21 protein-coding genes are annotated in these 21,631 nt (G+C 60.9%); 11 read left to right on the plus strand and 10 right to left on the minus strand.

Features of this window, described 5'->3' with window-relative positions; translation table 11 throughout:
• Window positions 1–10: 10 nt before the first annotated feature.
• The 5 genes from IAE60_RS02925 to IAE60_RS02945 all read right to left on the minus strand — a co-directional run bounded on the left by IAE60_RS02925 (window position 11) and on the right by IAE60_RS02945 (window position 5,830).
• The gene (locus IAE60_RS02925) at window positions 11–1,516 is read right to left on the minus strand and encodes a hypothetical protein (RefSeq protein ID WP_187573795.1); all 1,506 of its coding nucleotides are present in this window, start codon (window positions 1,514–1,516) and stop codon (window positions 11–13) included.
• Window positions 1,516–3,591, minus strand: a complete 2,076-nt coding sequence (locus IAE60_RS02930) for a hypothetical protein (RefSeq protein WP_187573796.1) — start codon at window positions 3,589–3,591, stop codon at window positions 1,516–1,518. The genes IAE60_RS02925 and IAE60_RS02930 overlap by 1 nt, the downstream gene beginning before the upstream one ends.
• Before the next feature lie 23 nt (window positions 3,592–3,614).
• Window positions 3,615–4,979, minus strand: coding sequence for a DNA cytosine methyltransferase (locus IAE60_RS02935; protein WP_187573797.1), 1,365 nt, complete (start codon window positions 4,977–4,979; stop codon window positions 3,615–3,617).
• Window positions 4,980–5,040: 61 nt separating this feature from the next.
• Window positions 5,041–5,436, minus strand: coding sequence for a very short patch repair endonuclease (locus IAE60_RS02940; protein ID WP_244966698.1), 396 nt, complete (start codon window positions 5,434–5,436; stop codon window positions 5,041–5,043).
• 142 nt (window positions 5,437–5,578) lie between these two features.
• Window positions 5,579–5,830, minus strand: a complete 252-nt coding sequence (locus IAE60_RS02945; protein WP_187573799.1) for a helix-turn-helix domain-containing protein — start codon at window positions 5,828–5,830, stop codon at window positions 5,579–5,581.
• Window positions 5,831–5,955: 125 nt separating this feature from the next.
• Between IAE60_RS02945 and IAE60_RS02950 the strand changes: the two genes are divergently transcribed.
• The 5 genes from IAE60_RS02950 (at window position 5,956) to IAE60_RS02965 (ending at window position 10,689) form a co-directional block, all read left to right on the plus strand.
• On the plus strand, window positions 5,956–6,192 hold the full coding sequence (locus IAE60_RS02950) for a hypothetical protein (protein WP_187573800.1): 237 nt from the start codon (window positions 5,956–5,958) through the stop codon (window positions 6,190–6,192).
• Entirely contained in the window at window positions 6,185–7,495 is a 1,311-nt protein-coding gene (locus IAE60_RS02955; protein WP_187573801.1) for an Arm DNA-binding domain-containing protein, read from the plus strand. Before IAE60_RS02950 ends, IAE60_RS02955 begins: the two co-directional genes overlap by 8 nt.
• Before the next feature lie 119 nt (window positions 7,496–7,614).
• A complete protein-coding gene (locus IAE60_RS02960; RefSeq protein ID WP_187573802.1) occupies window positions 7,615–8,466 on the plus strand; it encodes a hypothetical protein in 852 nt (283 codons plus the stop codon).
• A 533-nt stretch (window positions 8,467–8,999) separates the two neighbouring features.
• Window positions 9,000–9,278, plus strand: a complete 279-nt coding sequence (locus IAE60_RS18985; protein ID WP_425504463.1) for a BPSL0761 family protein — start codon at window positions 9,000–9,002, stop codon at window positions 9,276–9,278.
• 260 nt (window positions 9,279–9,538) lie between these two features.
• A protein-coding gene (locus IAE60_RS02965; protein WP_229767007.1) for an IS3 family transposase occupies window positions 9,539–10,689 on the plus strand; the annotation gives its coding sequence in 2 pieces (ribosomal slippage) (window positions 9,539–9,785 and window positions 9,785–10,689; 1,152 coding nt in all).
• Between the two features lie 415 nt (window positions 10,690–11,104).
• On the opposite strand, the gene IAE60_RS02970 is transcribed toward IAE60_RS02965, so the two are convergent.
• Window positions 11,105–13,432: a nitric-oxide reductase large subunit gene (locus IAE60_RS02970; RefSeq protein ID WP_187573803.1), complete on the minus strand. Its 2,328-nt coding sequence runs from the start codon at window positions 13,430–13,432 to the stop codon at window positions 11,105–11,107.
• Between the two features lie 114 nt (window positions 13,433–13,546).
• On the opposite strand from IAE60_RS02970, the gene IAE60_RS02975 reads away from it, so the two are divergent.
• Window positions 13,547–13,960 (plus strand): SirB2 family protein, encoded by a 414-nt coding sequence (locus IAE60_RS02975; protein ID WP_187573804.1) that lies wholly within the window; start codon window positions 13,547–13,549, stop codon window positions 13,958–13,960.
• 260 nt (window positions 13,961–14,220) lie between these two features.
• Window positions 14,221–15,378, plus strand: a complete 1,158-nt coding sequence (locus tag IAE60_RS02980) for an IS30 family transposase (protein WP_187573805.1) — start codon at window positions 14,221–14,223, stop codon at window positions 15,376–15,378.
• Between the two features lie 44 nt (window positions 15,379–15,422).
• Here IAE60_RS02980 and IAE60_RS18990 read toward each other — a convergent pair whose 3' ends face one another.
• Window positions 15,423–15,983 (minus strand): cytochrome b, encoded by a 561-nt coding sequence (locus IAE60_RS18990; RefSeq protein WP_425504450.1) that lies wholly within the window; start codon window positions 15,981–15,983, stop codon window positions 15,423–15,425.
• The gene (locus tag IAE60_RS02990; RefSeq protein WP_187573807.1) at window positions 15,980–16,645 is read right to left on the minus strand and encodes a dioxygenase family protein; all 666 of its coding nucleotides are present in this window, start codon (window positions 16,643–16,645) and stop codon (window positions 15,980–15,982) included. The genes IAE60_RS18990 and IAE60_RS02990 overlap by 4 nt, the downstream gene beginning before the upstream one ends.
• A 126-nt stretch (window positions 16,646–16,771) precedes the next feature.
• Here IAE60_RS02990 and IAE60_RS02995 point away from each other — a divergent pair, with 126 nt between their 5' ends.
• On the plus strand, window positions 16,772–17,314 hold the full coding sequence (locus IAE60_RS02995; protein WP_187573808.1) for an RNA polymerase sigma factor: 543 nt from the start codon (window positions 16,772–16,774) through the stop codon (window positions 17,312–17,314).
• The gene (locus IAE60_RS03000) at window positions 17,314–18,315 is read left to right on the plus strand and encodes a hypothetical protein (RefSeq protein ID WP_187573809.1); all 1,002 of its coding nucleotides are present in this window, start codon (window positions 17,314–17,316) and stop codon (window positions 18,313–18,315) included. The genes IAE60_RS02995 and IAE60_RS03000 overlap by 1 nt, the downstream gene beginning before the upstream one ends.
• Window positions 18,316–18,352: 37 nt before the next feature.
• On the opposite strand, the gene IAE60_RS03005 is transcribed toward IAE60_RS03000, so the two are convergent.
• Window positions 18,353–19,282 carry a hypothetical protein gene (locus IAE60_RS03005; protein ID WP_187573810.1) on the minus strand — a complete coding sequence of 310 codons (930 nt, stop codon included), beginning with the start codon at window positions 19,280–19,282 and terminating at the stop codon, window positions 18,353–18,355.
• A gap of 112 nt (window positions 19,283–19,394) precedes the next feature.
• A complete protein-coding gene (locus IAE60_RS03010) occupies window positions 19,395–19,844 on the minus strand; it encodes a MarR family winged helix-turn-helix transcriptional regulator (RefSeq protein WP_187573811.1) in 450 nt (149 codons plus the stop codon).
• Window positions 19,845–19,929: 85 nt separating this feature from the next.
• Here IAE60_RS03010 and IAE60_RS03015 point away from each other — a divergent pair, with 85 nt between their 5' ends.
• Together IAE60_RS03015 and IAE60_RS03020 are read left to right on the plus strand one after the other, a co-directional pair.
• Window positions 19,930–20,898, plus strand: a complete 969-nt coding sequence (locus IAE60_RS03015) for a quinone oxidoreductase family protein (RefSeq protein ID WP_187573812.1) — start codon at window positions 19,930–19,932, stop codon at window positions 20,896–20,898.
• Between the two features lie 85 nt (window positions 20,899–20,983).
• The gene (locus IAE60_RS03020; protein WP_187573813.1) at window positions 20,984–21,619 is read left to right on the plus strand and encodes a TetR/AcrR family transcriptional regulator C-terminal domain-containing protein; all 636 of its coding nucleotides are present in this window, start codon (window positions 20,984–20,986) and stop codon (window positions 21,617–21,619) included.
• Window positions 21,620–21,631: the final 12 nt, after the last annotated feature.

Below are 21,631 nucleotides of genomic sequence, written 5' to 3' on the forward strand. Positions count from 1 at the left end.
CCACCAATTTTCAGATAGCGAAGGGGGGAACCAACAACATTCCGCTTTCGGCATCAGGACTGTCCAACACCAAGCCGAGCATGCGTAGCTGGCGGCCCAAGTCGCTGTCATTCAAGCCATGCAGGTCGAACTCGATTCCATACGAGGCCAGGTGCGCGGCGAGGCGATGAACCGAGCGAGGCCCCTTGATTTCGTGCAGGCAACAGTGGGTCATCGCCAAGACCGCAGCAGGGCCCAGGGCTAGTACCCACGGCGAGCTCCGTGCTTCACCGCGCTTCCTGAGGAAATAGCCCTGGTCGTAACCCCTTAACGTCTCATCCATCGTCTGGCGCTGGCCGAGCGTGTACTGGCTAAACTCGACCAGATTGGCCCCAACGCCTTTTTTGCAGCCAATGGTGCGAACCTCTCGATCTTGCAGCTCGTGGTACGAATCCAGCACCCCGGAGTCACGAAGTGCTCGACGCTGCGAGTCGACGGCGCGGAGGAAAGTGAGAATTCCAGACGCCGAATCCATCGCACCGACTGAGGCCTTTAGCTCCTCCAGTGCCCAGAGCACTCTGTTCATCCCAAGGCGGGCGGATAGATATCGCGATGCACAATCCCTCATTGCAGGGATTGCGGGGTGACCGAATGAAAGCATCCGGCTCTTGACCGAGAGGATCTGCTCCGCTACGTCGGAATCAGACTCCAACCCAAGTGGATCATTCTTCTCCAATAGACCTCGGGCAAGCCTCCAGATCCTATCGTTTACGTCGCAGAGCCAAAGGACATGGCTCACGCTACCAATACGCAGCACTGCCTCCAGAAGGCTGATCCACTGCCGTCTAGTCATAGCCGACTTGGCGCTGATGATTCCTTCCAGATCAACGACGAATTGCTTAGCTGGGTACTGGAAAAGGGCTCTATCCGAAGCCGGAAAGCCGCCAAGCGCAGGTAGATCGACGCGCTGCCACTCGACGTCTCCAAAGCGACGTGGCTCGAACTCTGCTTGTAACCAACGAGCCCACACATCGTCATCCGGCCCCACTCCCAAGGCGTCGTGGAGGTTCCTCCAAACCTTGTCCGCTGCCTCGTCCGATGGCGCCCCCATCTGGACCATTCGTTTCACAAGCTGGCCAGGGTTCCACGGATTTCCGCTTAGCCGCGCCGCGCCTGAATACAACGCCGCATCCGGCACTACGGGGGATAATGACAAGAAGCGCTTCGATGATTGCTGCGCAACTTTAGGACTTTGGACCAGACGATCCAGTACCGTGCGCCATGTATCTGGCTGGATGGCCCCGTCGTCGGCACCACTCCTACGCTCCCTGTCAACGGATTTGCTGAACTGGTCGCCCAGCCCCTTGACCTTGCCTTCCGAGATCCCTTCGAATCCCGAGGCGCGGTACAACGAGGACAAGAGGACCTCGCCCGTCGAGAACTCGGGTGCAGGCCGAATATTGAAAGCGGACTTTTCGAAGGCGCGGTGAGACTTTCCCTGCCCCCAAGGGTCCTTCAAGAACTCCTGGGTCGACATCAGACTGGCTCCTTCCGGATGGAGAATTCTCCAAAATTTCGGACGATAACGTCGTCACGCATCCCCAGTCGAATCTCACTTCCCTCCAGCGCATCTTCATCTCGAACGATCGAGCCAGCGAGCTTCGCACGCGTTGTATCAAGGAGCGCGACAACGGCGCGGGGCAACGAGGCCGGGACCATTCCCTTTCTCAGGGACTTGGTCGACTTGAAGAGTTCGTAAGTCAGGGCCACTGGCTGGGTTCGACCGGCTGAACCAACGCTCAGGAAACGAACGGGGGGCCTAGGGCGGCGATCATCATGTACCAACGGCATCGCACCAACCCGTTGGATATCAGTGGTTAGCATTGCCCGGCGCTCTGGCGGGGGCAGCGGCTCGCCGAACGTCGTGTTCAAGCTAACCAAGAAGCGTCGATCTCGATTCAGCAGCATCTGTACTTGCTGTGTCGCTGTTTGCAGCGCGGCGGTATTGCCGCTAAGGATCTGGCTGAACTCCTCCAGGGTATCCGAGTCCCTCGTGACGCCAGATCGAACGCCGATGGAGCGGCGGCCTATACGGCAAGCGATCAGCCTCAACAAGGCTTGTACACGCTCCGCCGTCGCCGGCTTGTGGCGCCTGACGCCTTCATCGGACAGCTTGCTATCGGCCTCCTCGAGGGCCTTAAGGAGATCTACTTCGAGGGTGGATAAGCATTTGCGCTTCTGCAGGAACTCCCTCCCCTCCTTGATTGAGAGACTGAAGCGCCGATCAAGCTGTTCAAACGTCATCTTGGTGTTCGCACTAACCACCGCCTCCAAGGAGGGGTTGGCGAATGCAGGGTCCAGGAAGCCCGCCATGCCTGCCAACTGGGTACGCAGCGTGGTGGTGGATTCCTTCCGTTTATCAAGCGCAAGAAACTGTTGCAGCGCCGCCAGCACGGGATGATCGGACAGCTTCAGCTCCTTGAGGTCGTTCCTCAAGCCGACTGCTCGCTCCACGGGCCATGCCCCAAACAAGGCGTGCTGGTACTGCGCCGCCACAAGCCTGAACAGGCCCCGCACACGCAGTATCTCGGTCTTGTTCTGGTCCTTGCCCTTTGGCGAAAGCATCGAGGCTGCCCAGCCGCATGGCTTGTACGCAGTCGAACCGCTTGACTCCGGGGTGCCCGCAAGTAGGAAGGCAGTTAGCGAGAAGAGGTCGCGGAAGTTCCACCTCTTTCCGCTCGCCAGTTCATACCACCGCAGTACGCGAATGAACGCCGACCGGTTTGGCTCACTGCCGAGCAACCTCCGACTCGTGCAAAACGGGCAGCGTTCCCCCGCCTCACATGACCCATATACCGGCCACTCCTGCTCGTTGGTCGCAGATTCGATGACTTGTCGTGCTGCTGAAGGGTCGCCCCCAAGTTCTTCGACAAGGGATTCAACGTCCATCGGCCAAACCGCGAAGGCTGGGTAGGACGCCAGCGGCCAGCTAGCTGTTCCTTTCGCACCAAGCGAAACGGATTGGATGACTTGTTTGAGTAACCCAGAGGTTTCGGCGTCATCGCGTTCGGTGGCAAAGATCAACGCATCATCGAGCACACCTCGATTAACGCAGGCCAGATAGGCGAGATCGTTCCCATCCTCCCTCAGCTTTCGGATGTCGTCGCAGAGATGCTGTGCTGGCGTTGCGCTGGAGCCTCGCTCAGCCTCTGAGCCATCTTGGACTATGGCGATGGTCGACACGCTGGCTTTGGCAGGGAGCTTGGTCTTCTCGGTCTTGACGAGGCGCGTTGGCTGCCCCTCGTTGCCGGAGAAGCGCTCGGCGAGCTCCTGCACCAACGCGCCATCGAGCTGCATCGCGGAGTCGAGCCGTTGGATTGTGTACTCGACCGCTTCTGTCTTGCCGTTGCCGGGTCCACCGATCAGGAAGACGAACTTAGGCGTTCCCGCTGTGCCTGCGGAGATTGCACCAGCCCAGCTTTCAAGTCGGGTAAGCAGTCCCGTCTTGATTACGTTGCCCGCCGGACGCCCGCTCCCTACATAGAAGAGCTTCTTGACGCCGCCGGCTTTGTCACCTGACCAATCGAGCAGTCCGTCTGGATACTTGTGCATCGCCCCCCCGGCGAGTTGAATTGCTATCGCCCGGCCAAAGCCACGGCACGTTTCACGAGCGTCACCTTGCGGCCGTCCGTTTTGGAGGCCGGCGCGATTCTTTTCTGAACCGCCTGCAATGCATCGAGCACCCCCACGCCAACGGCCCGAGCCAAGAGCGGCGGTACTGCGTTACCGACCTGGGTGTAGCGCGGACATTCGACCCGGCGTCGCTCGCCGCCGGTGGTGTACTTGCCTTTGAAGATGAACCAATCCGGGAAGGACTGGAGCCGCGCGCATTCGCGGACCGTCAGGATCCGTGGATCGCTGTAGTGCAGGACATCATCTGGGAGAGTGGTGAGTGTAGGCGCTGGTTGGACTGGCGACATTGGCACGGTGCGGTGCTTTAGCATCCCGAAGCGCTCACGATCTTCGCTGCTTAGGTTCACGCCCCGCCTGCATCGTGCGAGGATCTTTGCGAAGCGGGCTTCGACGTCCTTTCGATGGTTCGCAAGCCGCATGCTGTCCATTTCCCCGACTGGAACACCCTCGTTCATGAGCGTTTGGTATGCGGTCCCCGATGGCCCTTCGTAGTTGAGTTGTGCATAGCCACGACGTGCGCCGATGTCCGCATATGCGATCGTGCGCTGCTTGCCCATCCGCCCCGACCCCACGACGAGGTCAGAGATCGCCTGCTCGGCGGAAACCACCTTCCCGTTTCCATACTCGGCAAGCTGCTTCGCACCCGCAGCCCTGATCCTTTCGAAGACTTCGGCGTAGCCAGACTGGAGTCCTTTCGCAATGTCACTTCGTATGCCTACTACCACAAGCCTTTTGCGGCGCTGCGGGACGCCAAACTCAGCGGCATCAAGCTCCATCCCCCCCGATGCTTCATAGCCTAGGTCGCTAAGCGCCCCAATTAGCTTCGTGTAGTACGTCACTTGGCTCCGCCCCGACTTGCCTCGCGCGGCGTGGGCGACATTCATACCCGGCACGTTCTCAAGAACAAGGAATTTGGGGCGAATGATGTCCACGAACGAGACGTAGCGCTCGAACATCTTGTTCCTAGGGTCCGCGCCGTTTCGCTTTCCTGCAAATGAGAATCCTTGGCACGGCGGCCCGCCGGCGATGAGGTCCACGCTTCCGCGCAGGGCCTCTAGGTCACCCCTGTGACCCTCCAGCACTTCGTCTATTGAATGGGCGCGCTGGCCGAGCCATTTTGGCCAATGGAATCGATGCCGCGAGCGGACGTCCAGGAAATTTGCCCTGAAGGTCTCGAAGGCGTCCGTTGCACGTTCGACGGCGAACAGGCCCTGCCACCCCGCCTGAGATAGCCCAAGGGACAACCCACCGCACCCCGAAAAGAGGTCAATGAACGTAGGGCTTGGCGCTGAGGTTTGCTTTTTCATTTTTTGACCGGAGGAAATGGCAACCGGACACGTTCGCAACGCCGCAAGTCTTCCCAGCTTCTCACGGCGATGCCGGCGTGCCGGCGAGGATTTTTCTCACCAGAGTATCAAGCGCCCTGGCACTTCTGGAAGTCGTCGACAACGAACATTCCCATACGGTGAGGACCCTCCAGCCAAGGCGTCGGAGCGACGTCGCATTTCTGGCATCTCGGCGGCGGTTGCTTTCCAGCTTCTCCTTCCAAAACTGGCTTCGAGTGTCTGGAATTCGCCCCTTCTGGCAGCGATGGGCATGCCAAAAGCAGCCATGCACGAAGACCACGACCCCGTGCTTTGGCAGAACCAAGTCTGGCCGCCCAGGTAGCACACCATCGTGGAGTCGGTACCGCAGCCCTCTTGCATGCAGATAGCGACGGACCATCAGCTCGGGGCCTGTGTCGAATCCGCGTATTCGGCGCATCCGATCACTGCGCTCTTCAGGGGAAAGGGTATCGGCCACGCATTCGGCCCCGGCTGTCGGCCACTAGAGGATGAAGGTCTTCCGTCTCAAATCTGGAGATGCCCTACCGGTCTCGGAACCAAGTGGCCAGCCACTCCCCTGACTACCTGCCAGCTCCCAGCTGGTCCGCCAAACCTTCGGGAACATGTTCGACCAGATCTTCGATCCGGCATCCGAAGTAGGCGCACAGCTTGTCGAGCACGTCCGTCTGGACGTTGGCTCCATGCTGGTTGACCAACTTTGAAAGCGTCATCCGATTCAAGCCGGTGGCGGTTGCGATCTCCTGTAGTTGGATTCGCTTCCGCTCGCGGAACTCAAGGTCGGCTATCCGCTCCCGAAGCTTGAATCTTAACATTAGCTGAATACCGATTATTTAAACAATCAGATGATCTTGTTTTTCATCATTCGATAGCTAATATCGACATCACGTGATCATTTCAACTATCACGCGACAACGGATATCTGCATAGGAGAATGCTGATGAGCGCAACGTACCTTACCACCGAACAGCTGTCCGAACGCATCCACTACGACGTCCGGACCATCCGCAACCGCCTCAAGGACAGCGTACTGCTGGAAGGAATCCATTACATCCGACCCTTCGGTGGGCGGAAGCTGCTTTTCCTTTGGGAGGCCATTGAGCGTGACATTCACAACGCTTCCGCCGCCCACGTCCCGCTTATCCCCATGGCCAACGGTGGAGTGGCGCATGGCTAAGGTTCGCGCGCGCCCCGAGACAAACTGCCTCTATCTGGACTTTTCGTTCCGCGGCAAACGATGCAAGGAACAGACGGCCCTGAAGGACACCGCCTCCAACCGGCGGACTCTGGAGACGTTGGCCAACCGCATCAAGCGAGAGATGACCAAGGGAACGTTCGATTACCGAAGGTTTTTCCCCGACAGCCCTCGTGCCGCCCAGTTTCACGGCGATATGGAGGCCACTCCCACTCTGATGGCGACAAGCAGCCATGCCTCAGCGGATAGGGACCCCTCCACGCCGACGCTGGGGCAGTTCGCCGGGATCTGGTATCAAGAGAACCTGCCACGCTGGCGCCTGACCCATGCCGACACGGTTCAAGGGACCCTGCACCAGCACATTCTTCCCAAGCTAGGCGAGAAGCCGCTGGCTGAAATCACCCGAGCAGACCTGCTGGCCTTCCGGGCCGAACTGGGCAAACAAACCGGCAAAGGCGGCGGCGCGCTGTCTCCCTCGAGGATCAACCACATCATGACGCCTCTGCGCATGTTGCTGGCAGAGGCCTCCGAGCGCTACGAGTTCCTCACCCCTTTCCGAAACATCAAGCCGCTCCGTCTTCCCAAGCTCGACATCCAGCCCCTTTCGCTGGACGAGGTCCATCGTGCCTTGGGCACAGTTCGTAAGGACTGGCACCCGTACTTGGCTACCCGCTTCTTCACGGGGATGCGGACTGGCGAGATCAATGCATTGGAGTGGAAGCACATCGACTTCGAGCACGACCTGATCCTGGTTCGCCAGTCGATCGTCAAAGGGAGGCTTGAGAACACGAAGACCGATGGCTCGATGCGGGACATCCCCATGGTCCCTTTGGTACGGACCGCCCTGTTGGAACAGCGGAAACTGGTTTCCGAGGACTGCCGCTGGGTCTTTGCGCAGCGCAATGGTGATCCGATCAACCTGGTCAACTTCACCAACCGGGTCTGGCATCCCCTGCTCCGTCATCTCGGGCTGGCGCCGCGCAGGCCCTACCAGACGCGTCACACGGCAGCCACGCTGATGCTGGCTTCGGGAGAGAACCCCGAGTGGGTAGCCAGGACCTTGGGCCACGCCAATACGGAAATGTTGTTTCGTGTGTATTCGCGCTACGTGCCCAACCTTACCCGCAACGATGGCAAGGCCTTCACCGGGCTGGTGACCGCCTCATCGCTGCCGATCAGTGCAGAGATTCAGGCCAAGAGCAAACAGGAAGGCCCGATCACCCCGCTGTCAGTGCTGACCCGCAAGCAGCTCGAAGCCTTGGTCGCCCAACTGCAACAGCAGTAGCGGCGCTCCTCAGCAATCCCCTACTTGCCAGACAGAACCAGCTTGACGCACGCGCGCCGAGTCAGGCCCTCCTGCGCTCCAACGACGGCCCCGTACAACAACTCAGACAAGGAAGCCCCATGAACAAGCAACTCCTCATCACCCAGCCCGTCACCTTCGATGCTGTTCTCGAACCTGGACTGATCAGCGGCGACGGCCTGCAGTCGGTACGCGTGCTCCATCCGGACGGCGAACTGGCCGCGTGGACCTGGCAGCACTTCGATGCAGCGAACACCGATTCGGTACTGACGGCCACGGTAACTATTCGGCCCTTTGGCTATCCCTTGGGGCTGACTTCGGTGATCGACCGTATCCAGTGGCAGCCTACCCTCCAAGTGGTGGATCTGATCCCCGAGGTCTCAGGCACCGCAAAGCTGGTCGCTCGCTTCCGCTCGCTGTTGGTGCATATCCGGCATCCTGGCCTGCAGCAGCTTCTCCAGGACGTTTTCGCCCTGCGTCCGCTGTTCTACGACTACTGGAACACCTCGCTCGACATGGATGGTCGCGAGTGCTCGTTGGCCGAGAAGGCGATCAGTAATGCCGAGCTGGTGCAGTGGAGTGTTGGCTTGTCATCCTTCCAACGCTGCATCGGCATGACATTCGCCCTGCTCCGAAACGCAGGGCAGGCGTGGCCAAGGGAGGAATGGTCTGACGGCGAGCATGCCTTGCATCTGCTCAGGCAGATCGATGGATCCATGTCACACCTAGCCAGTGTGTATCCGGAAGATGCGGACGTACTCAGGGAGCTGATGGAGCACGAGTACCGCCTCTCCCTCAGCCCGTTGGCCCTGTCCACCCTGGAGCATGTCAATTACTTGGCTGACACGAGCCGGCTGGATGCACATTGGAAAGGACCGGAGGAGGACAATGGCTCGAGTAACCTGATCTCGCTCGATGCATTCCGGCGCCGTCGAGCCTCGATATCTACCTGAGACCTTCGTAACTGGCGGGGTGTAGTCGACGTGCCGTCAGCGGCGCATTCACCAAGACTCAGCCATTCTGCCCGCCAGAGATGGACTGCAGGTATCGAAGGACTCTCCCTGTCTCACCAGCTCCAATGGCCTGCAACATCGTCATGCCATGTAGCGCCCTCACGGGCGCCTTTCCGAGCTGCACCAATACGTCGGGCGACTCCCCCTTCATCTCGGAGAGGACGGCCGCAATGCCCCTGATATCCGTTAGCTTCCGTTGCAAATCGGGAGACTGCCAGGCCTCTGGCTGCTGCCAGTTTCTGCACCGCAGCGCCACTGCAAGCTCAGAAAGCGTAAAGCCGAGATCAACGGCAACCCATGCCGGATCAACAAAGGAATGCCTAGATGCACCTTCTTCAGAATCCCCTTCAATCCTACCCATCACTCTGCGTCCCTACCGTAGTGGATCGAGATCCTCGCCATCCGTCGTCTCAGTTCCTGATACCTGCCCAAACCATGCTCGGGAACAATCAAATGGGGATCATTTCATGACGATGGCAAGTGAACGAACGCGGGCGCTGCTGTGGGCAGGAAGTCTTCTAGTCGAAATCGCGCGTGATAAAGCACTTCCGCTGCAGCTGAGACGAAGAGCCGCAACGATCGCAAGACACTTCCCTACTGAGGAAGACGTCGAATGGTTGGCTGCGTCCATTAAGGATTCGGTTCTGAGCATCCCACTAGCCTCACCGAAACAAGCACTGCCCGAGCCGGATGATTGGAACTTCGAGCCGTTGAGACATTCCACAAGACTCAGTTGGCCTGATGACCTATAAGCCAATCGTCAAGCGGCGGCTCAATTGGCTAGATCGCGCAGTGGAAAGGAACAACGGCAGCTGTCGCAGGTTTTCGCGAATCCAGCAGGCTCAAGAAACAATCCCTCAACGGCAAACCGACCATGACATCCGCCGCTCAAAAGCACTCAATCCACTTCTTGAAAGGCCTAGGTGAGAACACAGCCATATCTCCAAGATGGACCGGCCAGCCTTTCGTAGACATCCGGTTGCCATAATTCATGGCAATGACCGAGGTGTTTATGGGCAACAGCAAGCAGTACACGGATGAGTTCCGTGCCGAAGCGGTGAAGCAGGTGATCGAGCGTGGCTTCACGGTCGTGGATGTCGCCTCCCGGATCGGGATTCCCAAGCACACGTTGTATGGCTGGGTGCAGGCGGCCAAGAAGACGGTACCGGCCCCTGGAGCCACGGTTGCGCCGAGCGACTCGGCCGAGATCCGACGGCTCAAGGCTGAGCTGCGGCGGGTGACCGAGGAGCGCGACATCCTAAAAAAAGCCGCCGCGTACTTTGCCAAGGGGTAAGGGCGAAGTACGCGTTCATGCGCGCGCACGCCCGGGAGTTCCGCTTGGTGGCGATGTGCCGGGTGCTTGGCGTGCAGCGCAGCGGCTACTACGCCTGGCTGCGCCATGGCGCCAGCGCTCGTGAGCGCGAAGATCAGCGTCTGCTGGGGCTGATCAAGCACCACTGGCTGGCCAGCGGCACGGTGTATGGCTATCGCAAGATCACCCTGGACCTGCGCGAGGCCGGCGAGCAATGCAGTCGGCACCGCGTCTTGCGGTTGATGAGGGCAGAAGGTCTGCGTGCCCAAGTCGGCTATGGCCGCAAGCCGCGTCATCGCGGCGGCCCGGCGGGCGTGGTGGCCAACGTGCTCAACCGGGACTTCGGGCCACAGGCACCGAACAAGGTCTGGGTCACGGACATCACCTACATCCGGACCTACGAGGGCTGGCTGTTCCTGGCGGCGGTGATGGACCTGTATTCGCGCCAGATCGTGGGTTGGGCAACCGCTTCGACGATGACCAGCGATCTGGTGCTGCAGGCACTGGTGGCGGCGGCTTGGCGGCGCAAGCCCGGTCCTGGCGTGATGGTGCACTCCGACCAGGGCTGTCAGTTCACCAGCAGCGATTGGCAGTCGTTCCTGAAAGCGCACCGGATGGTGCCGAGCATGAGCCGACGCGGGAACTGCCACGACAACGCCGTGGCCGAGAGTTTCTTCAGCGTCTTGAAGAAGGAGCGGATCAAGCGGCGGATCTACCCGACACGCGCCATGGCGGCATCGGACGTGTTTGACTACATCGAGATGTTCTACAACCCGATCCGCCGGCATGGTTCCGCTGGCGGACTGTCACCGGTAGAGTTTGAAAGGCGCTACGCGCAGAGCGGCGACTGAGTGTCTACAGAACTCTGGCCGGTCCAACGCCCGATGTTCCCGTCCCGCCCGCGGCCGCCTGCCCGAGATCGAACTCGCTCGGCAGTGGGTCATGAATGCTTCTGTGGGCACAGCCCCGCGCCACCCGATACAAGCACGCGCACGACAAGCCGGCGGTGGGAATCCAACCAATGTTCGACCCGAGTTAGAACTTCGATTGCATTTGGACTTGCAAAGCTAGGGAGATCGATGCCAGGCACAGTTGAGCTGCATTCCCAGTCAGATTCTGCAAGGGCAACCATCGCGATACGGCACTCGCCTACATAGTAGCCCCAGGCAGCGCCTTCCTTGCGCCAATGGATGCCTTCTCCCTGCATGCGCCTGGAACAGTCTCTATTACGTGGCCGGTGACCCTGAGGCCACCGGCACAGGAGCGTTAACGATTATGCGAATCGTGCACATCGGTGGCGCCAGCCACCCCTGCAGGCTTCGGGGATACCCAAAGCCTGAAGACAAACCAGGCCAGTGATACTGCGCCCACGCTGAAGATCACATCGCCCGGAACGCGCATCCAGACCAGCATTTCCACAATGGGCTTCTGCATGAACTCAGCGGATCGAGCGTAGTAGTAGCCGTGCTCGATGGCCGCCAACAACTGCATGGTGCCCAAGGGAAGCAAGGTGAGCAGGGCCATCAGCGCCAAGCCTATGTTCAAACACCAGAACGCTGTCTTGAGTGCTTTGGTGTTCCAACGCATCTGCCCACGCAACCCGCGTAGGCAGAACAGCACCAGAGCGATGCCCAGCATGCCGTAGACCCCAAATAGCGCGGTGTGTCCATGCAGCGGAGTCAGATTCAAGCCCTGCATGTAGTACAGCGACAGCGGCGGATTGATCAGGAATCCAAACAGCCCGGCGCCGACCAGGTTCCAGAACGAGACGGCGATGAAGAACAGGATCGGCCAGCGATAGCGCTCCATCCACGGCGTGGCCTTACCCATTCGATAGGTGTGATAGGCCTCAAAGCCCAGATAGGCCAACGGCACTACCTCAAGTGCGCTGAAGCTGGCGCCCAACGCAACAACGGCCGTCGGCGTTCCCACGAAATAGAGGTGATGCAGGGTGCCCAGCACGCCACCGGACATGAAGATGATGGTGGCAAACATTACGGCCGTCGTGGCGGACTTCGGCCCCACCAACCCCAGCTTTACAAAGATCAGGGCCATTACTGCGGCGGCAAAAACTTCAAAGAAGCCTTCCACCCACAAATGGACCAGCCACCAGCGCCAGTATTCGACCTCGGAGATATGCGTGTGCTCGTTCCACATCAGTGCGGACGCGAAGAACAGGCCGATGCATACCGTAGAGAGGAACAGCAGGCCGACAACGGTGCGGGTCTCAGTCTTGGGGCCGCGCAGGACGGGCCACAGCGCACGCCCCACCAGCACCAGCCAGAGCAACAGACCTATGAACAAGTACCACTGCCAGAACCGGCCCATGTCGGCGTATTCCCAGCCTTGGTGCCCGAACCAGAAGTTGTGCTCCAGCCCCAGCTTCTGCATGACCGCCAACCACTGGCCGGTGAAGGAGCCCACCACGATGATGAGCAAGGAGAAGAACAGGAAGTTCACGCCCAACCGTTGGAACTTGGGTTCATGGCCTGACATGGCAGGCGCGATGTACAAACCGGTGGCCAGCCATGCCACCGCGATCCACAACACCGCTAGTTGAGTGTGCCAGGTGCGGGTAATCGAGTAAGGCAGGATCTCTGACAGCTCATATCCGTAGGCTACCTGTCCCTCTACCTGGTAATGGGCGGTGATCGCGCCCAGCAGAATCTGCAGGAGGAACAGTGCCAGAACGACCCAGAAGTACTTGGCCGTCGCCCGCATCGAAGGGGTGATTCGCAAGGTCGCTAAGGGGTCGGTGGCCGGAAGAGCTGGCTCGTCTTCGTCCCGCGTACGAGCGTGATGCCAACCAAGCAAGGCGATGCCCGCGATCAGGAACAAGACACTGAAGGCTGACCAGACCCAAAGTGAGGGTGGCGGCCGATTGCCGATCAGTGGCTCACTGGGCCAATTGTTGGTGTAGGTCACCCGTTGTGGCGTGACACCCGCCTGCTCGGGTGCAATTGATTCGCCTGTGGCGCCAGGCCGCTCCGTGCCGGCGCCCCACGCAGTCCACCAGAAGAAGGCGGTCAACGCCTGACGGTGGTCTGCATCGGGGATCGTATTGTTCTTCATGGCATACGCTTCGCGCAGCGTTGCCGTTTCTGGGTCGTTGCCAAACAGGCTGACGTAGTGAGCCGCCACCGTGGCCATGGCCTCGGCCCGTACATTCGGGACGGTAATCACCTTCGATTCCGGGTCGAAGGTGTTCGCGCGAATCAGCGACTCCAACCGAGCGCGGAGCAAGCCCTGCTGTTCGGCGGGCAACTCTTTATAGGTCGGAGCACCCGCCGCCGGCGCCCATGAATCGAGAATCGCAACGGCCTCGCGATGAAGCCAATCGGCGCTCCAGTCCGGCGCCACGTAGCCGCCATGGCCCCAAATAGAGCCCAGCTGCATGCCTCCCATGGACTGCCAGACTTGGCGACCGCGTTCGATATCGGCCCGGGTATAGAGCTCGCGTCCATCTTCTGCGACAACACGCTCAGGGATGGGCGGCGCGCTCCGGAAGATCTCAGTGCCTGCCCAGAGCAAGACTGCGAATGAAACGACTAGCAGAGTCCCGAGTCCGATCCAAAGCTTTTTGGTCGCGTCCACGTTCTCTCCCTAACGTTGAGGTCCCGGCAGTATCCTGCCGCGTTGACGTAAAGGATTTGTGAATCAAAGTCGTACTTGCATCCCTACACTACGCGATCGCACCGGAGACGAACCGTGATCCACTACTACTTGCAGATCAAGTCGGCACATGTCTTCCTCGGCATCACCGTTGCGCTCGTTTTCGTGGCGACCTTTATTGCGGCCTCGTTGCCGGCGCTGAGCGCTGTGCGCACACCGATCAGGTATGTGAGTTGGACAGCCGATGTCGCCCTGCTGACAGCCGCCATGATGCTGTTGACCATTCTTCCCGGCGAGATGTACGCCAACGGATGGCTGGCCGCCAAGCTACTCGCTCTTGCAGGATTCGTCGGTTGTCGGCACTTAATGGGGAGGGAACATGGCTCTGCTGTGCCACGATGGACGTGGTTCCTGCTCGGCCTCTTGTTGCTCGCCTATGCCTATACCGTCGCCCGCGCACACCATCCGTTGGGGTACTTCTCCCAGCTTGGCCTTTGGCTGCCTCGATAGGACCAGACCGGTCTCTCGACACTTCGAGTGGTCGCCACCCCGCATGGTGGGCCGCACCTGCAGGCGTCCCACAGGACGGCTCAGTCTCGTACTGCTAGTCCTGCCGAACGATGCGCCGTGGATCAACCTTGAGTCCGATTGGGGCCCCTCGGCGAGTTGCTCGGGAGAGCCGGGCTGAGAGGCTACGTCGGCTCTCGGCCGCGGATTCATATGATCGATGCAACACACGGATAGCTGCATAGGCAGCGGGAGTGTTGCGGATGAAGCGCAGGAAGGTGATCTACTACACCGACACCCAGAAGGCGCTGATGTGGGACCGTTGGCAGCAGGGCGAGTCGCTGCACCAGATCGCGTCCCTGTTTGACCGGCACCACAGCTCCGTCCGGAACATCCTGGCCGAGCACGGCGGCATTCGTCCGCCGACAAGGCGACGGTCCGCGAGGGTGCTGAGCTTGGCCGAGCGTGAGATTTCCCGTGGCCTGGCGGCGGGACGATCGATCCGAACGATCGCCGCGTTGCTGGGGCGGGCGCCATCCACGGTGAGCCGAGCAGTCGGCCGCAATGAGGGCCCTGAGGGCTACCGCGCCAGCAAAGCCGACCGAGCCGCCTGGGACCGGGCGCGGCGCCCCAAGCCCTGTAAGCTGGCGCTGCATCGAGCCTTAGCCGCTCGCGTAGCAGAGAAGATCCAGCGGCAGTGGTCACCTGAGCAGGTGCCCGGCTGGCTCAAACGCACCTATCCCGATGATGCGAGCCGTCAGGTGTCCCACGAGACGATCTATCGCACGCTCTACATCCAGTCCCGCGGAGCCTTGAAACAGGAACTGCTCGCGCACCTGAGGCGCACGCGGGCGATGCGTCGCTCACGACACCACACCCAGAAGACAGAGAACCATGGCCGGATCACCAACACCGTCTCGATCAGCGAGCGGCCGGCCAGCGCCGAAGATCGGGCCGTGCCGGGACACTGGGAAGGCGACCTGCTGTTCGGTGACCGGAACAGTCAGATCGCCACGCTGGTGGAGCGACAGACGCGGTATCTGATGCTGGTGAAGGTGGCAGGCAAGGACACGGAGACCGTGGTCAATGCACTGATCAAGAACGCACGCCGTCTGCCGAAGCAGCTGTACCAGTCGCTGACCTGGGATCGGGGCAAGGAGATGGCGGCGCACCGCCGCTTCACTTTGGCCACGGACATCCAGGTCTACTTCTGCGACCCGCACCATCCTTGGCAACGCGGTACCAACGAGAACACCAACGGCCTACTGCGGCAGTACTTCCCGAAGGGCATCAACCTGGCGGACGTCTCGCAGGCCAAGCTGGATGCCTTGGCGCGCCAGCTCAACGAACGGCCACGCAAGACGCTGGGCTACGAAACACCAGCAGAGCGATATCGACAAACTGTTGCGTCGATCAGTTGAGTCCAAGGTCGATAGCTGCCACTTATTGTTGCGACTCCATGGCTTCAATCTGATTGTGGTCTCCCTCTCCCAAACCCGATCCGTCGAGCGATGAATGCGGGTTCCCGCATTGATAGCAACCCTGCGGCAGTCGCATGAAGACACACCACCCCCAGAAGCGCCCATGCGCCATAAACATGAACGTACCAGACGACTGCACGCCCATTCTCTTCGTTAGGCGGAGTAAACAATGCTGGCATCTGGATCCCTGCAACCAGCGTCCGGTCTGCTCCCATCCAGACCCAAATGACGTGCCCACTTATGGGTAACGCGAGGACCAGCAAATAGAGAAGGCCATGCACTGAGCCTTTGGCGTTCCTTCGCCAGCGCGACAGGTGCTCTTTCGGCACAGGCAACACGAGCCTCAGGGCTAGGCGCACCAGCATCGCCCCCAAGATCAGGACGCCCAGACGGAAATGGACCACCAGCAAGGCTTCGGAGATCGTTCGTGTCGTACAGTGCTCTGCCGCTAACCCGAGCACGAACTGCACCACCAGTAGGAAAGCCAGTCCCCAATGGAGCACGCGCAGAGGGAGTGGATATCGTGTCGGAGGACTTCTGCTCATGGCGTGCACGATGGGTAACCGGGAATGTTCCGACCCAGCATGATGTCGCGCTGCGCCAACCAGCCGCTTCCGATGCGCCGGGGCGTTACGATGCCGCTGCCGCCTCGCCCCTGGTCGGCCTTGCGCGCAGCCGCCGGTGTCAGGTGTGGGTCGTCGCGGAACAGGACGTCGTCGATGTAGTAGAGCGCGCAGCCTGGCTCGATGACGTACAGATGGATGTGCTGCGGCATGGTGGTTCCTGGATAGCTGCCGGGGCGCACGGTCAGGAACGTGTACCGGCCCTCCGCATCACTTGTGGCCCAGGCGCGCAGGCGCCCGTGTCGCCGGATGCCGGGGTCGCGGTTCGAGCGCTCGCCCGGATAGATTCCGCTTTGGTCCGTCTGGTGTGCGTACACGATCACGCCGCCGCGCGGATGTCCGGCGGCATCGAGGAACCGTCCCGTCAAGCGCAGAGCCTGGCCCGGCTCCCCTTCCGGCGCCAGTTGAGCCGTGGACGGAGGATTGGCTGGCAACCCAATGAGGGGCACCTCGCAATCCTCGCAAGGCAGACCGACGATGGGCGTGGCCGCAGCCGCTGGCGCACCGGCGAGGAACAGCCACAATGCCATTGCCTGATTGAAGCAGAAGGCGGGGATGAAGGACGGGTACGCAAGACGTGGCATGGGGATCTCCGGCGGGATGTGCTCGGGAAGAGCATGCTTCCGACCACTCCGTTAACGACGGCTCGCCTGTTAACACTCTGCTTTCTGCAGCCCTCTAGCTCTCACGACCGTCCAGACAACGAGGCCATGAAGGCCGCTCTCGATCCCACTGACATCGCCGGCTATGTGCAGGACGCCCGACGGGGGTCGCAGACCGCCTTTGCCTGGCTCCATCGCACATTCGCGCCGCTCGTATACGCCATCCATCTGGGCATGACCTCGCGTGCGCGGGCGGAGGAGCTGACCCAGGAAACGTTCGTCATCGCCTTCGGCAGGCTGGATCAGTTGCGCGACGCGGCGAGCTTTGGCCCATGGATCGCCATGATCGCCCGCCGGAATCGACCGCATGGGGGTGTGGACGAACGGGATCTGGCAGAAGCCGACGAAGCCGTCTGGACCGGCACCGGCCCCGAATCAGTGGCAGAGGCCGATGAAGCACTGCGCGCGATCCGGCAGCTTCCCGAGGCCTACCGCGAGACCCTGATTCTGCGCTTGGTTGAAGGCTTGAGTGGCCCCGAGATCGCCAACCTCACGGGACTGACGCCGTCGTCGGTTCGGGTGAATCTGCATCGTGGCATGACCCAGTTGCGTCAGGTACTGGGGATCGCTGTGGAGCAAGGAGAAGGATGATGTCCGAGACACCGGATCCGCTGTGGGACCCCGCTCTGCCGGGTGACGAACCGCTTCAGCGCTTGACGTCGCTGCTTGGCGCTTACCGTTATGCGCCCCCCTCCGACCATGCGTGGTCGATACGGCCGGCACGTATTCCCCGCGGGCGCAGGCGTCGAATGATGCTCACAGGCGCAGCGGCGCTGGCAGCCTGCTTGGCAGGTCTTGCAGTCTGGATGCCTTGGCGTCTGCAGTGGCAGGACGGTCGGCAATGGGTCATAGAGACCACAGTCGCATCTCTGCCAGCCGCTCTGGATGTTGGTGACACGCTGACCACCGACGCCAGCCAGGCGGCGATGGTGAAGGTAGCTCGCATTGGTCGCATGGAGGTGACGCCAGGCACGCGGGTAAAACTGCTGGATACCCGCGCCGGCCATCATCGTTTGGAACTGGTGAGCGGACGTGTGCGTGCCCGTATCTGGGCACCCCCTGGCTATTTCGCCATTGCAGCCGGTGCCAGCGAAACCATCGACCTGGGATGTGAATTTGAGATGGACCGCGACCTGCGCGGCAACGGCACGATCCATGTCACCAGTGGCTGGATCATGCACCGGGTGAAAGGTCAGGAAACGCTTGTGCCTGCCGGATCGAGTCTAGCGTTCAACGCTGAGCGTGGGGGGATTCCACTCGCGACTACCGTATCGATCGGCTTCCGCAAAGCCGTCGAACAACTCGACAGTGCGATGACCCAAGGCATGCGCCCGCCTTACTTCGAGCAACAAGTTGCGGATCAGGCGACATCTTCAGACCGATTCGCGCTGCTCAGCCTCCTGACCCGTTATCCAGCACTCGCTTCGGGGCCGATCTATCCGAAACTGGCGGCGCTTCTCGGAGAACCTATCGATGGCAGTCATCGCGAAGCCTGGTCGCGCGGGAGTGTGCATGCCATGAACTCCTGGTGGGAGCGAATGCCTCGTCCCCCTAAGGCCTGGTGGCTCAACTGGAAGGACGCCTTAGGCTGACCACAGAAGATGTCCGCTACCGGCCAGAAGCAGTCATTCAGTCGAGTAGCAGACTGGCGCCCCCGGAATTCGGAACAGGCCGACGTTCGACCGTCTCGGTCTCTGTTCGGCGTTCAGTTGTGCTGTCCCGTCCCTTGGTCTCCACGCTGGTCACCTTGGTTCGCCTCCGAATGTTGCCGACGAGGTCCGTGTCGATAGTGACCGAGATGGTCCCGGATACATCTTCGTTGGCCCGCTCGCGAAGTGCATCGTCCAGCGTCACGGGCTTCTGCGTCATCTCCCCGACAACGACATCGGCTTCAGCGCGAGCGCGACGGACCGCATCAGGGTCGATCTCCAGTACGACAACAAACGTCGCACCGTCTGCTCCGGTCGATTTCCTCGTCAAGATTCCTGGGCCTCTTGCCCCAGGTTCTCGGTATGCGTCTCCCTCCCGGATGCCGGCAGATCTCAGATCGAATGATTCAACCGCCTTGATGACCGACTCCGGGTCGCATTCGATACGAAACACGTTCCACGTGACAATCCAGCGTCCGCACTCGGCACGAGTCCATCCGGCGGCCTTGAGCCAACCCTCGATCCGCGCTTCGAGTTCGGAGCGGTTGAGCACCTGCATCGATCCATCGGTCGACCTGAAAACACGCACAGGAAACTGCCAACTGCGTGCTCTGTCCTCTGCTGTGGCCTGCTTCGGGAGATCGAATTCCAGCTCCAAGCCACCCTCGCGCACGCTGATCACGCGCTCGACGAGGGTATCTCGGCCGTTAGAACTTCCCGATGAGCCATCACTGCTGTGTTCGGAGGTCTGGTACGTCTTGCTGATTTCGTATTCCTCACCGGCTTCCGGTGCGGCGCCCAGTGACTCGCTGCGTGCAGCGTTGGCCAGCGAGAGCATCGCCAGAGCCATGGCCACGAATAGCATCACCTGCGAAATCACGTGTACCTGGTGCTTGCTGGATCTATTCATGTATCGATCTTACTCCAACAATATTGGATGTCCGCTTCGGGTCGGGAGCGGACATGACGCAATCCGTAAATTGAGTCGACGCGCGAAACAGCCTCGGCCGGCGTGGCGGACGTTAGACGGACCTGCTCTGGAGCATGCGGTGCAGCAGCTCTTGAAGAAGCTGCTGATCCGAAGAGCTGAGTTGACCGATCACGGGTGCCAAGGCCTTTTGCCCTTGCGCACGAAGTCGCTTGATCAGCTTGGTGCCCTCGGCGGTGATCAGCACATCGGTGGCCCGACCGTCGGCTTCATTGGGCGCACGCGCCACCAAGCCTCGTTTTTCCGCACGGGCGATCAGCCCGGACATCGTGTGCTTTTCCAGCCCGAGGTACTCGGCAAGTTCATTCATGCGTGGCCGTCGGTCGGCCAGGATGCCCAGCACCCGAACCAGGGAGAGCGAGAGATCGTGCTCGGCGCCGATCTTGTTGATAACGGCCATGGTGACAAAGGCGCTGGTCACCAACGCATCGGCTAACCCTTCTTCGGGGGCGGAGGGCTGCTTCAGGCTGCGGGTCGGGCTCATGGGCACAGCTTGACATAGTTCGTATAGCGAACCAATATTGGATCGTATTACGAACTATTGGCGCCAGTGTGCCGAAGGAACTCACTTGAAAGCGGCCCTCATCACCTCGTACGACGCCCCACCCCAGTACAGCGATGTCCCCGATCCCACCGCCGTGCAGTCCGGTCAGATGCTTGTGGACGTGATGGCGGCTGGTTTGCATCACATCACCCGCGGTCGCGCCTCGGGCCAGCACTACTCCAGCGACGACAGCTTGCCCGTCATTGCCGGCGTCGATGGCGTCGGGCGCGGCACCGATGGCCGACTGCGCTACTTCGTCCAGGAGCCCGGCTTGCCTGGCTCGATGGCTCAGCGCACGGTCATCGCGCTGGATCGCTGCATCGAGCTTCCCCATGACGTCGACCCGGCCCTGCTGGCCGGCGCCATGAATCCAGCCATGGCCTCCTGGCTGGCGTTGCGTTGCCGAGTGCCGGGCTTTCGCTGGCGCTTGCCGTTTCAACGGCGCAAACGGGTGCTGGTGCTGGGCGCCACCGGCAGCTCGGGACGTTTGGCCGTTCAGATCGCCCGACATCTAGGCGCCGGCGAGGTCATCGCCGCAGGCCGCGATGCTGGTCGGCTGGCCCAACTGCCGGCGCTAGGGGCAACCGACACCGTGACCCTGGGCGATCCCCGGTTGGGCGTACTGGCCAGCGAGGTGGATGTGGTCCTGGATTTCGTGTGGGGCCAGAGCGCGGTGATCGCCATGGAAGCGGTGCTGCGGCATCGCCGAGGGCGGGATCAGCCACTGGATTGGGTCCATCTGGGCTCCATGTCCGGCGAGAGCGCACCGCTTCCCGGGGCCTTTCTGCGCTCGACTAAGCTCCAAGTCATGGGTTGTGGGCACGGCGCCCTGTCAGGCCGCCAGATGCTGACCGAACTGCCCGCACTGGCCGAAGCGCTGGCGCGCGGTACGTTCCAAACGCAGGTACGGACGCTGCCGCTGAGCGAGGTGGCGCGGGGGTGGCAGGCGCCAGATGACGGGGCTCGCCTTGTCTTCACGCCGTGGCGGGTGTGATGGCCGCCCATGGCAATCACCGAGCCGGATTGCCACCGCTCCCTAACGGCGTTAGAGTGGCCGAACTAACGGTGTTAGGGCATCCATGCGCAGCCCCCTAAAACAAGAGCACATCATCGAGGCGGCCTTCCGGTTGCTCGATGAGTTCGGCATCGAAGGCGTGAGCCTGCGCAAGCTAGCCTGCAGCTTGGGCATCCGGGCGCCCTCGCTGTATTGGCATTTCAAAAGCAAGCAGGCGCTGATCGATGCCATGGCCGACGCCATGATTGCGGATGTCGCGCGTGACATTCCCGCCGGTCAGCACTGGCGCAGCACGATGCATCAGATCGCCAATGAGTTTCGGACCGCGTTCAAGGCCCACCGCGACGGCGCACGTGTGTACGCCGGCACCTTCCTGGCCACCGAGAACGTGCTGCGTGTGGGTGATGCCACCATTTCTGCCCTGGTCGAGGCAGGTGCCGATGTCGAGTTCGCTGCGACCACGGCGCTGGACTCGATCTACTACGTGATGGGCTTTGTCATTGAAGAGCAATCCCTGCCCGAACAACCGGGTGTGATCGAAGGCGTGCAACAAGCCTTCTTCGAACTGGCCAAGGCGCGGTTTCCCCGCTGTTGGGAGGCACGCGAGGTGTTGGCCGAGCCCAAGTTCGATGAGCGCTTCACCAACGGCATTGAGCTGATTCTCGATGGCGTTGAGCAGCAGATTTTAAAGAGAACTTAATGCGTATTGAGA

Source organism: Pseudoxanthomonas mexicana (genome assembly GCF_014397415.1).
GTDB classification, from domain to species: domain Bacteria; phylum Pseudomonadota; class Gammaproteobacteria; order Xanthomonadales; family Xanthomonadaceae; genus Pseudoxanthomonas_A; species Pseudoxanthomonas_A mexicana.

Excerpts from the sequence above, each read along its gene's own strand:
- IAE60_RS02945 (WP_187573799.1), bottom strand. The coding sequence starts at position 5,830 with ATGTTAAGATTCAAGCTTCGGGAGCGGATAGCCGACCTTGAGTTCCGC.
- IAE60_RS02930 (WP_187573796.1), bottom strand. The coding sequence starts at position 3,591 with ATGCACAAGTATCCAGACGGACTGCTCGATTGGTCAGGTGACAAAGCC.
- IAE60_RS18990 (WP_425504450.1), bottom strand. The coding sequence starts at position 15,983 with ATGAGCAGAAGTCCTCCGACACGATATCCACTCCCTCTGCGCGTGCTC.
- IAE60_RS02960 (WP_187573802.1), top strand. The coding sequence starts at position 7,615 with ATGAACAAGCAACTCCTCATCACCCAGCCCGTCACCTTCGATGCTGTT.
- IAE60_RS03005 (WP_187573810.1), bottom strand. The coding sequence starts at position 19,282 with ATGAATAGATCCAGCAAGCACCAGGTACACGTGATTTCGCAGGTGATG.
- IAE60_RS02980 (WP_187573805.1), top strand. The coding sequence starts at position 14,221 with ATGAAGCGCAGGAAGGTGATCTACTACACCGACACCCAGAAGGCGCTG.
- IAE60_RS02950 (WP_187573800.1), top strand. The coding sequence starts at position 5,956 with ATGAGCGCAACGTACCTTACCACCGAACAGCTGTCCGAACGCATCCAC.
- IAE60_RS02990 (WP_187573807.1), bottom strand. The coding sequence starts at position 16,645 with ATGCCACGTCTTGCGTACCCGTCCTTCATCCCCGCCTTCTGCTTCAAT.
- IAE60_RS02925 (WP_187573795.1), bottom strand. The coding sequence starts at position 1,516 with ATGTCGACCCAGGAGTTCTTGAAGGACCCTTGGGGGCAGGGAAAGTCT.
- IAE60_RS02955 (WP_187573801.1), top strand. The coding sequence starts at position 6,185 with ATGGCTAAGGTTCGCGCGCGCCCCGAGACAAACTGCCTCTATCTGGAC.
- IAE60_RS03010 (WP_187573811.1), bottom strand. The coding sequence starts at position 19,844 with ATGAGCCCGACCCGCAGCCTGAAGCAGCCCTCCGCCCCCGAAGAAGGG.
- IAE60_RS02995 (WP_187573808.1), top strand. The coding sequence starts at position 16,772 with ATGAAGGCCGCTCTCGATCCCACTGACATCGCCGGCTATGTGCAGGAC.
- IAE60_RS02940 (WP_244966698.1), bottom strand. The coding sequence starts at position 5,436 with ATGCGCCGAATACGCGGATTCGACACAGGCCCCGAGCTGATGGTCCGT.
- IAE60_RS02935 (WP_187573797.1), bottom strand. The coding sequence starts at position 4,979 with ATGAAAAAGCAAACCTCAGCGCCAAGCCCTACGTTCATTGACCTCTTT.
- IAE60_RS03020 (WP_187573813.1), top strand. The coding sequence starts at position 20,984 with ATGCGCAGCCCCCTAAAACAAGAGCACATCATCGAGGCGGCCTTCCGG.
- IAE60_RS18985 (WP_425504463.1), top strand. The coding sequence starts at position 9,000 with ATGGCAAGTGAACGAACGCGGGCGCTGCTGTGGGCAGGAAGTCTTCTA.
- IAE60_RS03000 (WP_187573809.1), top strand. The coding sequence starts at position 17,314 with ATGTCCGAGACACCGGATCCGCTGTGGGACCCCGCTCTGCCGGGTGAC.